The following is an 11,501-nucleotide window of genomic DNA, read 5'->3' as shown; positions in this document are numbered from 1 at the left end:
CCCGTCTGGGCAGGTCGCGGATCATTGCTTCACCCTTTTCGTCCCGGCCATCGGACGGCAGGTCCGCCTCCGACGTCGGTTCGGGCTCTTCATTGCCCGGCCGCTTGCGCGCGCCGCTCATCACAGGCCCACCACCATCAAAGGCATGTCATGGATTGCCAGCGCAGCGGCGGCCGCCATGCTGGCGAAAACGGTAATGAGAAAAGCGATGTACGCGGCTGCGCGCGGACGGCGAAAGCTTCGCGGCTTGCGCTGTGGCGCTTCATGAGCCAACTCGCCGCTGACATCGTAGGCCGAGGGGCGGAAGGCGCTGGAAACCGTGGTGGAGTCTGAGTGGAAGTTCATGGCGGGCCTGCCTTTTGCACAGTGTTTTGCACAACGCAACGGAGCATCAAAAGGATGCTTGGCCTTATCTTCCCGCTCCGCCCGAAACCCGCCTATAGGTCGCCAGGCCTTGTACTTGTCAGGCGCCGTCTGACAACAGCCCCAACCGCAGTTGCGCCTTGCCGCTCAATGGTGGTGCGCAAGGCCGCTGATCAGCGTGACCAGGCCAATGCCGATGGCCAGCCAGGCGATTTGCGCCACGGTTTCCCGGGCAGTGACGCGCTTTTGCAACTGGGGAATCAGGTCGGCCAGCGCGACGTAAATGAAGCTGCTGGACGCCATGATCAGGAAAAACGGAAGGTAGTCGTACAGCTGGTCAACCAGCGCATAGCCGACCACGCCGCCCAGCGCGGTGACGGCGCCGGCCAGCGACACCTTGATGAAGGCGGCGCGGCGGTTGTTGGAGGTCTGGCGCAACACCACCAGGTCGCCCATGTGGTGGGGCACCTCATGCACCAGCACCGCCAGCGCGGCGACCACGCCCAGCCGCAAATCGGCCATGAAGGCCGACGCAATCAGGATGCCGTCGCCGAAAGCGTGCACGCTGTCACCGGCCAGCACTGCCCAGCTGCCGCTTTTGGCTTCGCCATGCGTGTGGTCGTGGTGGCTGTGCGCGGCATGGACGTGTTCCGTATGGTCATGGTGTGCATGCGCCGCCGCCTCGGGGCCATGGTGCTCGCCGCCATGGTGCTCATGGCCGTGATGCCACAGCTCGGCCTTGTCGAGCAGAAAAAAGAAGACCAGCCCGACCAGCAAGGTGGCAAACAGTTCCTTGGCCCCGGCCTGGCTTTCAAAAGCCTCGGGCAGCAAATGCATGAAGGCCGTGGCCAGCAACGCACCGGCCGCCAGGCTGAGCATGTGCTGGGTGTAGCGGGCCAGCACACCAAAGCTGAGCAGCGCCGCCAGCCACACGCTGCCAATGCCTGCAGCCAGGGTCCCCACCAGGATTGCTATCAAAGTCATAGCTGCTTGCGCTCGTATTTATTGGGCTAAGGCCCGAAATCACTCAAAATTATCCGCAGAGGTTACACCACAGACGACAAACCCCGGGCGCGGCATCCAATGCCTGCGGCCGGGGTTGTTTCAATCTTATCAAGCCTGTCAAGTGGTTAGCCCCCACGGTCGCTCACTGCGTGTAGCTCCCGAGGCCTTGCAGGCCGCGGCTCGCGGGACGCTTCGCCTCTGTCGCCCGTCCAAGCCTGCGCAGGCAGGCTTGGAGCCGCGGGCTCCAGCCCCTCGGAGGCCGCCCGCCTGCGGTCTGGCAAAGCCAGTCCCGCGGCTCATGCTGGCTTGAAGGGTTCAGGGCGCAATCAGTGTGGGGTATTTCACCAGCAGGGGCCGCGGAACCGGCTTTGCCGGGCCGCTGGCGCCGCCCCCTCGAGGGGGGAACAAGCTACATGTAGTGAGCTTGGACAGGGGTGCATCACTTTTGGGGGAACAGGCTACACGCAGTGAGCCTGGACGGGGGTGCTTTTTAACCCACGCCGTGGGTTTTGAACCATTCGAGCGCGCGCTTGAAGCCGTCATCTGCCGCATCCTTGCGGTAGCTCGGGCGGTAGTCGGCATGGAAGGCGTGAGGTGCTTGCGGGTAAACCACAAACTCGGAAGCCGCTGCGGCCTTGTTGCCCTTGGCGCCGGCCTCGGCCAGCGCGTCTTTCATCTGGTTGACGGTGGTCAGCGGGATGCCACCGTCCTGCCCGCCGTAAAGGCCCAGCACGGGCGCCTTGAGGTTGGCGGCCAGATCCAGCGGGTGCTTGGGCGTCAGCGCTGACGGCTGGCCTACCAGGCGGCCGTACCAGGCCACGCCGGCTTTGACGTTCTTGCTTTGCTCGGCATACAGCCAGGTGATGCGGCCGCCCCAGCAAAAACCGGTGATGCCGACTTTTTTGGCGTTTCCGCCGTTAGCGGCTGCCCACTTCACGGCGCCGTCCAGGTCGGCCATGACCTGTTCGTCAGGCACTTTGGAAACGACTTCAGCCATCAGCTTGGCCATTTCGTTGTACTTGCTCGGGTCGCCCTGGCGCGCATAGAGCTCGGGTGCAATCGCCAGGTAGCCGGCTTTGGCAAAGCGCCGGGCCGTGTCGGCGATGTATTCGTGCACGCCAAAAATTTCCTGGATCACCAGCACCACTGGCAGGTTGGTCTTGCCGGCGGGCGCTGCAAAGAATGCGGGCACCTTGAAGCCGTTGACTTCATACGTGGTTTCGCCGGTCTTCAGGCCTTCTGAGGAAGTTTTGATGGCGGTCTGCGCCATGATGGGCATGGCGGTGGCGGCATAACCGACCCCCAGGGCCGTTTTGAGCGCGGTGCGGCGGCTGGCGCCGGCTTCGGTGGACCGCCCGGGCAGCAGGGCGTCGAAGTCTTTTTTCTGGTCGTGTTCAAGCATGGCGGTTCCTCAGTAGATTGTTGGAGGTTGTCAAAAGGCAAACAGTCGGAGTCTATGCGGCCCCGGAAGTTCTTGCCACCGCGGGGCGATGACACGGGTGTTTTCCCTTGCCCCGCCCCTCCCCGTCAGCGGCCTGCCCTTAAACAATCTTGACGCTGAGCTCCGGCAGGCCGTCGATATGGCATTCAATGACATCGCCCTTGACCACCGGGCCGACGTTTTCAGGCGTGCCCGAGTAAATGATGTCGCCGGCGAACAGCTCAAAGGCTTCAGACAGCTTGGAGATCTGCTCGGCCACCGACCAGATCATGTGGTTCAGCGTGGCCTGCTGCTTGACCTGGCCGTTGACCTTGAGCCAGATCGAGCCTTTGGTGTAGTGGCCGGTCTGCGCGACCTTGTGGATGGGGCCAATGGGAGCAGAGCGGTCAAAGCTCTTGCCGATTTCCCAGGGCTTTTTCTGGTCGCCCATGCCGCGCTGCAGGTCGCGGCGCGTCATGTCCAGGCCGAGCGCGTAACCATAAACACGATCCAGCGCCTCGCTCATCGGGATGTTGCGCCCGCCCTTGGCCAGCGCCGCCACGAGTTCGACTTCATAGTGGTAGTTTTTGGTCAGTGTCGGGTACGGGTGGTCGGCAACCTTGCCCGGCGGCACCACCTGGATCGCATCCGTCGGCTTCTGGAAAAAGAATGGCGGCTCGCGGCTCGGGTCGGAGCCCATCTCGATCGCATGTGCTGCGTAGTTGCGGCCTATGCAGTAAATGCGGCGCACCGGAAACATCTCGGCGCTGCCCGCAATGGGGATGTAGGTCTCAGCCACCGTGAAAGGCGTGGCCGGCGCATTGGCCGCCGTGCCGGGCGTGGCGCAGCCGACGACGGCGCCCGTCGCCATCAGGGCGCCTGTCTGCAGAATTCCGCGTTTGCTCATGTCTGGTTGTGTCATGTGTGTCTCCTGGGATTGATAAAAGCTGGAGCTTGTTGTCAGCGTTTTTTCTCCAACCATCAAGCTTAGGACGGGCATGGCTTCTACAGGAGGACGCAATTACGCATTTACCGGACGATTCAATGCAGTGCTGCTGCACCGCAGCAGATGCGGACGGATCAGGCGCCGGAGATTTTTGCTCGCACGCTGTCGCGGTAGGCCTTGGGCGTCTGGCCGAAGCGCTGACGGAATCGCCGCGCGAAGTAGGCCTCATCGGCAAAGCCCGAGGCATGGGCGATGCTGGCGATGCGCTGGCTGCTGTGCGCCAGTTGCTCTTGTGCGAACTCCAGGCGCCGTTCGGTCACCAGGTCGGTGAAGGTCTTGCCGGTTTCTTTTTTGAGCAGGTGCGCCAAATAGTTGGGCGACAGGAAGGCGGCCGCGGCCGCATCGGCCAGCGTGACCTCGCCGGCCAGGTGTTCGCGGATGTAGCGCACCGCGCGCTGCAGGCTGGCGCGGCGGCTGCCCTGTTGCGCCTGGCTGGCGGAAAAGCGTAGCAGGTCGGCTTCGTACTTGCGGCATACGAGGCCGATGAGCTGAAGCATCAGGCCGCGGATGATCTCAATGGAGCCGAAGCGGCGGTTGGCGTTTTCAAACGCCAGTTTTTCGAGCAGCGCCTCGACTTCGGGCAACTCGGCTTCTGAAAAATAAAAGTCGGCGTGTTCCTGAAAGAGGAAAGGCGCGAGCTCAGGCGCGCGGGTCAACGGCACGTCCTCCAGGTCCAGCGGGTCTACGTCCAGGCCGGGGCGCAAAAACTGCTGCGACATATTGATGATGACGTAGCGCGAACCTTCCGGGTGCGGGATCACATGCACGCGGTAAGGCAGGATAAAACTCAAATAGCCGCGCCGGAAGGGCCGCACCGTGCCGGCCACGTTCTGTTCGGTGTCGCCCTGCAGACTGATCTGGATCTGGAAATACTCGTGCCGGTGCGGGCGCACCAGCGGCGGCCGCACCAGCTGGGACCGGATGTCGAAGTCGAGGTGGTCGGCCCGCTCGGACATGCCGTAGGTCTTGATGTCTGTCATGCGCCGTATTCTCGGGCCTGGGCTTTTGCTGTTGTTTCTTTTCAGAATCATTTATTTCTGTATTGACAGAAATTTCAGACGGCGTATATTCAGAGCCATGGAACTCAGCCCCGTCGCCCGCAAATTCGTCGTCCACTGGGGAGAAATGGGCACCGCCTGGGGCGTGAACCGCACCGTTTCACAAATTCACGCCCTGCTTTTCTTCCACGGCCGCCCGCTGCATGCCGAAGACATCGCCGATACGCTGGAAGTGGCGCGCTCCAATGTCAGCACCAGCCTCAAGGAACTGCTGAACTGGAACCTGATCCGTGCGACCCATGTGCTGGGCGACAGGCGCGACTATTACGAAACCTCGCTCGACGTCTGGGAACTCTTTCGCACCGTGGTGCGCGAACGCAAGGAACGCGAGTTCGACCCGACCGTGCGCATGTTGCGCGAGCTGGTGAAGGAAGACGGCTTTGAGGCCGAGTCCGCCGATGCCCAGGACCGGGTACGGGAAACGCTGCGCCTGATGGAATCCCTGGGCTTGTGGGCCGACGAGATGCTGCGGCTGTCACCCACCACGCTTGAAAAGGTGCTGCGCATGGGCGCCAGCGTGCAGAAGTTCGTGCGAGGCGACAGCGACGCGAAACTCATGGACCCCTCCGAACTTTTACCGCCCACTTTTTGATTTAGAGGACCTGGCCAGCTTTGGCCCTTTTTTTGACTATTGATTTCTGTTTGTACTGAAATTTCTAAAGGAGAGAAATATGACAAGCGCCCGCATAACCAGCCGCAGCGTTCCCGACCTGGGCAACACCCGTTACGACAGCTTCAAGGCCGGGCTGGATCCCACGATTTATCCGCTGACCCTGTTCTACGAATCCGCCTGCCCGCTCTGCAATGCAGAAATGAGCAACCTCATGCTGCGCGACACCGAAGGCCATCTGCGCTTTGCCGATGTCTCGGCGCCGGACTTCGCCGATGTGCCTGCCGGCGCCACGACGCAAGACCTGCTGGACCTCATCCATGCACGCACTGCGGACGGCCGCGTGCTCAAGGGCGTCGAGGTGTTCCGGCTGGCTTACGAAGCCGTCGGCCTGGGCTGGGTCAGCTCGGCCATGCGCATGCCCTTGCTGCGCCCGCTGGCCGAATGGGGCTACCCGGTGCTGGCACGCAACCGCCACCGCATCCCGCGCGGCTTCGTTCGCCTGCTGTTTGAAGGCGCTGTGCGGCGCGCGGCCGAGCGCTCGGTCCTGGCGCGCTGCGACGCCGGAAGCTGCTCACGCTAAGCCGTTCCATCACCACTCACCCAACCATCCGAGCAAACGAAAGGAAATCATCATGAGTGCCAACCTGTTTTTTGTCTCCCTGCTGATCGCGCTGGTCGGCCCGGTCGTTGCGATCACTTACCTCAAGCCCATCCTCTACAAGGTGCTGCGCATGCTGTGCGACGCCGACGGCGGGGCCGAGTTCTGGATACGCTGCGCCTACCTGCTGGCGGTGTCCGGCACCTTGCTGCTGATGCTGACCTTCGGCGAATTCAATGACCGCAGCAGCGTCATCGACACCGTGCGGCGTTCGCTGTGGCTGGTGCTGGCGGGCGTGTTTGTCACCGTGGCGATCATTTCGCGCAATGTGTGGATGCAGGTGCGGCAATGGCTGGCTGCGAAAGAGCTGGCCACCCATGTGCAGGGCGCCCGGATCGCCAAGCCCGCCGAATCCGCTGTATCCGATGAATCCTCCACGGCCGGCTGGCCCGCCTGAAGAGGCTCATGAACGGAGAATCAAAATGATCACCGCAACGCCTGCCACCAGTCGCGTCATCACCCAGCCGGCCAAAGAAGGCGAAGCACGGCTGGCGGACATCAGGTCTTACTACAACGCCGTGGCCGACGACTACCGCGCCTGGAGCCCCGGCATGAACATGCACTTCGGCTACTGGTCCTGGAAGGTCAACCCCTTGGGCCGCGAAGCCATGCTGGAGCGCATGAACCTGGAAGTACTGCACCGGCTGGCCCTGCCAGCCAATGGCGCCGTCCGGCTGGCCGACCTGGGCTGCGGCGCCGGTGCCACGGCGAGGTCCATCGTCAAAGCCCGTAAGCACAGCACGGTAGACGCCGTCACGCTGGTGGCGCGGCAAATCGTGCAGGGAGCCGAACTCAACCAGGCCGCGGCCTTGCCCAACCAGGTCCGCTTTCACCTGGCCGACTATGTGGACACCGGCTTGCGCACGGGTGCCTACGACGGGGTCTACGCACTGGAAAGCGCCTGCCACGCGCCCGGCGCCGACAAGCGCGCGCTGGTGCGTGAGGCGGCTCGCTTGTTGCGTCCCGGCGGCACATTGGTGATTGCCGACGCCTTACGGCGCAACAACAAACCCCTGCCCGGATTCATGGAACGAATCTACAGGCTGTGGTGCCATCACTGGGCTGTGAACGAGCTGGCCGAGAAAGACGCGCTGCACACTGCGCTTGCAAGCCAGGGTTTCACCGACATCCGGTTTCAGGACATCAGCCTGCGCCTGGCGCCGAGTGCATTGCAGATTCCGCTGTTCGCCACGCGCTTTGCCTTGCGTGAACTCTGGCGCGCCCGCTTTCGCCTGTCGCCGCTGCGCCGCGGTCACATCGTCGCATCGTATGCAGCCTTCCTGCTGGGCGTGTGGTTGCCGGGGTTCGGCTACTACATGGTTACCGCGCGCAAAACTGCCGATGACCAAGCATCGCACTAAACCTGTCACAACACCCATCATTGCGTAACAAAACAAGGTGCAGGGGGCAATAAACCTAACGTGCCGACCCCGCGACTGCAGCGTGCTGCATGACCACCGCGCGCACTCCATCGACGACTTTCGCCATGCGCCGGTAATCCAGCCTGTCTGCGGTGTCCTGCGGCGTGTGATAGGCCTTGTTCCGGTAGAAAGCCGTGTCGGTGACCATCATTCCCACATAGCCTTCGTTCCAGTAATTGAGGTGGTCTGAAAAATCGACACCCACCACGAAACCCGGCGCGTTGATGGAATACACCGGCAGGTCGGAGGCCGACTTCATCGCCGCCTTGACCTGGCGTGCGATGTCGCCGTCCTGGTAGAAACCCACCAGTGAAATGAAATTTCCGGTAGTGGGGTAGATCGCATTGAGAAGCCGCACGGGATGGTCCTGGCTTCCCGGCTCATCACTGAAGTAGCCGATGCACTCGAGCGACAACATGAGGTATGCGCGCTTGCCGGACTCTGCGAGAGACCGGGCGTGAATGGCGCTGCCCATGTAAGGTGTGCGGAAAAAAGGAGGCTCTTCATTCGTGTAGATCACCAGTTCTACCCGCTGGCGGAAAGATTGGCCCTTGAGCAAGCGTGCCAGCTCAACGAGGCCCGCCACGCCGCTGGCATTGTCGTCCGCGCCGGGCTGCTCACCAGCCACGTCATAGTGCGCACCCACCACCATCACCTCAGGTGTATCAGGACCCAGCTTCACGACCAGGTTGCGGTATGGCCTGCCTTTGGCCGTGAAGCGTTGGCTCTCCACCTGAAGACCCAGTCCGGAAAGCTGTGACTCCAGATAGACGGCAGCACCTTCAAGCCGGGTTCCGTTATCGAACGTGCGGTTCGGAAAATCGGTGGAGAGTTTGTAGACCAGTTGCTTCAGTCTCGCGGCGGATGCCGTTTGCGAAGCAGGTGCTGGCGTCTCGCCAGCCGGCACAAACGGCTGGGTCAACCGGTACCAGGCATAGCCTGCCGCGGCGCCAGCCATCAGCAAGGGCAGGACAACACCAGCGACGAGGATTTTCCAGCCCCGCCTCACACACAGCCCCATCGCAGGGAAAATGGAGCCGGCTTAATGTGCCTTGTCCCAGTTGGGCCCAACGCCAATCTCCGCCAGCAACGGCACTTTCAGCTCAGCGACGCTGGCCATCAGGCGCGGGATCTCGGTACGCAGCCACTCGACCTCTGCCTCCGGCACTTCAAACACCAGTTCGTCGTGCACCTGCATGATCATTTTGGTGGCGCGCTTTTCTTCGTCAAGCACCTGCTGCACCTTGTTCATGCTGAGCTTGATCAGGTCGGCCGCCGTGCCCTGCATGGGCGCGTTGATGGCCTGCCTTTCCGCGGCCTTCTTGCGTGGCCCGTTGCCGCCGGTGATTTCCGCCAGGTACAGCTGCCGGCCAAATACGGTTTCGACGTAGTGGTGTTCCTGGGCAAACGCCACGGTCTGGTCCATGTAGTTCTTGACGCCGGGATAGCGCTGAAAATACTTGTCGATGTAGGCCGCCGCGGCCTTGGTTTCGATGCCAAGGTTGCGCGCCAGCCCGAAACTGCTCATGCCGTAAATCAGGCCGAAGTTAATGACCTTGGCGTAGCGGCGCTGCTCGCTGCTGACCTGGTCGACCGCCACCCCGAACACCTCGGCGGCCGTGGCACGGTGCACGTCCAGGCCGTCGGTGAAGGCGCGCAGCAGTGCTTCATCGCCGCTCAGATGCGCCATGATGCGCAGCTCGATCTGCGAATAGTCAGCGCTGGCGATCACGCTGCCTGCAGGCGCGATAAAGGCCTCACGTACGCGCCGGCCTTCTGCCGTGCGAATGGGAATATTCTGCAGGTTGGGGTCGTTGCTGGAAAGCCGCCCCGTGACCGCGACGGCCTGCGCGTAATGCGTGTGCACGCGGCCGGTACGGGGCAACGCCAGCTGCGCGAGCTTGTCGGTGTAGGTACCCTTGAGTTTGCTCAGCGAGCGGTGCTCCAGCAGCTTGGCAGGTAGCGGGTAGTCTTCGGCCAGCTTTTCCAGCACCTCCTCGTCGGTGCTGCGTGCGCCACTGGGGGTTTTCTTGATGACCGGCATGCCGAGCTTGTCGAAAAAAATCTCGCCGAGCTGCTTGGGACTGCCCAGGTTGAAGGGCTGACCGGCGATCTCATAGGCCTCGGCTTCCAGCTGAATGATGCGCTGGCCCAGCTCGTGGCTCTGCGCGGCCAGCGTGGGCGCATCGATCATCACGCCGTTGCGCTCAATGCGGTACAGCGTTTCGCTGCTCTGCATTTCCAGTTCATAGATAAAACGCAGTTTCTCGTCGGCCTCCAGCCGCGGCCACAGCACACGGTGCACGTCCAGCGTCTGGTCGGAGTCTTCACAGGAGTATTCGGCGGCCTTGGCGATGTCGACCTGGTTGAACTTGATCTGGTGCGCGCCCTTGCCGCACAGGTCTTCATAGTTGATGCCGCTGCGGCCCACATGCCGCTCGGCCAGGCTGGCCAGGCCGTGCGGCTTGGTCACTTCCAGCACATAGCTTTGCAGCATGGTGTCGTGCGCATAGCCCTGCACTTCCACGCCGTGGTTGGCAAACACATGGCGGTCATATTTGACGTGCTGGCCCAGCTTGGCTTTGCTCGGGTTTTCCAGCCAGGGTTTCAGGCGCGCCAGCACATCGTCGCGCGGCAGCTGGGCGGGTGCATCAGGGTAATCGTGTGTGAGCGGGATGTAGGCCGCCTCGCCGGGCGTGACACTGAAACTCAGGCCGACGATTTCCGCCAGCATTTCGTCGAGTGAGGTGGTTTCGGTGTCCAGCGCCACCAATTCTGCCGCTTCGATCTTTGCCAGCCAGCGATCAAACGCTTCCCAGGTCAGCACCGTGTCGTAGTTCAGGTTGCTGGCGCGTTCGGCCGGTGGCGTATCGGTCAGGGGCGCTTCGTCAAACAGGCCCGGCGAATCCGAACGGCCGCCTGGACCGCCGGCGGGCACGGGCTTGTGCCTGCCTTCAGGTCCGCCAATCAATTCCGGCGGCGTGCTTTCGATTTCGATCTGCTTGACCAGGCCTTTGAAACCATACTTTTCATAAAAGGCTTTCAGGGGTTCCGTCTGCTGGCCGCCGATGGTGATGGCATCCAGGGCGGGCAGGCCGGGGATGTAGCCGTCCAGTTCGCAGTCCTTCTTGATGGTCAGCAGCTCACGGCCTTTGGGCAGCCAATCGAGTGACTGGCGCAGGTTCTCACCCACCACGCCCTTGATCTCGCCGGCGCGTGCCACCAGCGCATCAAGCGAGCCGTATTCGAGCAGCCACTTCACGGCCGTCTTGGGGCCGACCTTGGGCACGCCGGGCACGTTGTCGACCGCGTCGCCGACCAGGGCCTGGTAATCCACCATGAGCCGCGGCGGTACGCCGAATTCAGCCTCCACCCCGGCCAGGTCGCGCCGGCGGTCGTTCATGGTGTCGATGACGGTGATGTTTTCGTCGACCAGCTGGCTCAAGTCCTTGTCGCCGCTGGAGATGATGACTTCGATCCCCTGAGTTGAAGCCATGCAGGCGAGCGTTCCGATCACGTCGTCGGCCTCCACGCCGGGCACGTCCAGCACTTTCCAGCCCAGCAGGCGCACTACTTCGTGGATGGGTTCGACCTGGCTACGCAGGTCGTCGGGCATGGGTGAGCGCTGGGCCTTGTATTCAGGGTACAGCGCATCGCGAAATGTCGGCCCTTTGGCATCGAACACGCAGGCAGCGAAGTCAGCGCGCACGTCCTTGCGCAGCTTTTGCATCATGTTGACCATGCCGCGTATGGCGCCCGTGGCCGGGCTGGCCGGGTCGCCCGGGTTGGCGCGCAGGTCGGGCATGGCATGAAAGGCGCGGTACAGGTAGCTGGAGCCGTCCACCAGCAGCAGTGTTTTTTTGTCGGTACTCATGAAGCCGATTGTCGGGGATATCGGCCCGCCGCTGCCCGCGGCGCCGATAGCGCCCCGCGCTGGCCTGTGGGGAAGCTTTCCGC

General features: G+C 62.6%; 11 protein-coding genes. 4 read left to right on the top strand and 7 right to left on the bottom strand.

The annotated features are described in order from the left end of the window. Window positions 1-120 precede the first annotated feature (120 nt). The 5 genes from ACXJKE_RS07720 to ACXJKE_RS07700 form a co-directional block, all read right to left on the bottom strand. Complete coding sequence (locus ACXJKE_RS07720; protein WP_457280005.1) at window positions 121-345, bottom strand: hypothetical protein; 225 nt, start codon at window positions 343-345, stop codon at window positions 121-123. Between the two features lie 165 nt (window positions 346-510). Beyond that, on the bottom strand, window positions 511-1,347 hold the full coding sequence (locus ACXJKE_RS07715; RefSeq protein WP_457280004.1) for a ZIP family metal transporter: 837 nt from the start codon (window positions 1,345-1,347) through the stop codon (window positions 511-513). A gap of 511 nt (window positions 1,348-1,858) precedes the next feature. Next, complete coding sequence (locus ACXJKE_RS07710; protein WP_457280003.1) at window positions 1,859-2,770, bottom strand: dienelactone hydrolase family protein; 912 nt, start codon at window positions 2,768-2,770, stop codon at window positions 1,859-1,861. A 139-nt stretch (window positions 2,771-2,909) separates the two neighbouring features. Further along, the gene (locus ACXJKE_RS07705; protein WP_457280002.1) at window positions 2,910-3,710 is read right to left on the bottom strand and encodes a fumarylacetoacetate hydrolase family protein; all 801 of its coding nucleotides are present in this window, start codon (window positions 3,708-3,710) and stop codon (window positions 2,910-2,912) included. Window positions 3,711-3,868: 158 nt separating this feature from the next. Then, complete coding sequence (locus ACXJKE_RS07700; RefSeq protein ID WP_457280001.1) at window positions 3,869-4,774, bottom strand: AraC family transcriptional regulator; 906 nt, start codon at window positions 4,772-4,774, stop codon at window positions 3,869-3,871. Between the two features lie 97 nt (window positions 4,775-4,871). Here ACXJKE_RS07700 and ACXJKE_RS07695 point away from each other — a divergent pair, with 97 nt between their 5' ends. The 4 genes from ACXJKE_RS07695 (at window position 4,872) to ACXJKE_RS07680 (ending at window position 7,484) form a co-directional block, all read left to right on the top strand. Continuing rightward, window positions 4,872-5,444, top strand: a complete 573-nt coding sequence (locus ACXJKE_RS07695; protein ID WP_457280000.1) for a GbsR/MarR family transcriptional regulator — start codon at window positions 4,872-4,874, stop codon at window positions 5,442-5,444. Window positions 5,445-5,523: 79 nt separating this feature from the next. Continuing rightward, a complete protein-coding gene (locus tag ACXJKE_RS07690; RefSeq protein WP_457279999.1) occupies window positions 5,524-6,045 on the top strand; it encodes a thiol-disulfide oxidoreductase DCC family protein in 522 nt (173 codons plus the stop codon). 52 nt (window positions 6,046-6,097) lie between these two features. Then, window positions 6,098-6,520 (top strand): hypothetical protein, encoded by a 423-nt coding sequence (locus ACXJKE_RS07685; RefSeq protein ID WP_457279998.1) that lies wholly within the window; start codon window positions 6,098-6,100, stop codon window positions 6,518-6,520. A 25-nt stretch (window positions 6,521-6,545) separates the two neighbouring features. Next, the gene (locus ACXJKE_RS07680; protein ID WP_457279997.1) at window positions 6,546-7,484 is read left to right on the top strand and encodes a methyltransferase domain-containing protein; all 939 of its coding nucleotides are present in this window, start codon (window positions 6,546-6,548) and stop codon (window positions 7,482-7,484) included. A gap of 55 nt (window positions 7,485-7,539) precedes the next feature. Here ACXJKE_RS07680 and ACXJKE_RS07675 read toward each other — a convergent pair whose 3' ends face one another. Together ACXJKE_RS07675 and polA are read right to left on the bottom strand one after the other, a co-directional pair. Further along, the gene (locus tag ACXJKE_RS07675) at window positions 7,540-8,553 is read right to left on the bottom strand and encodes a M28 family peptidase (RefSeq protein WP_457279996.1); all 1,014 of its coding nucleotides are present in this window, start codon (window positions 8,551-8,553) and stop codon (window positions 7,540-7,542) included. Between the two features lie 33 nt (window positions 8,554-8,586). After that, complete coding sequence (gene polA / locus ACXJKE_RS07670) at window positions 8,587-11,418, bottom strand: DNA polymerase I (protein ID WP_457279995.1); 2,832 nt, start codon at window positions 11,416-11,418, stop codon at window positions 8,587-8,589. Window positions 11,419-11,501 lie beyond the last annotated feature (83 nt).

The organism is Polaromonas sp. P5_D5, assembly GCF_054049435.1.
Note: the sequence above shows the minus strand (reverse complement) of the source record. Positions and strands in the feature narration are given on the sequence as shown.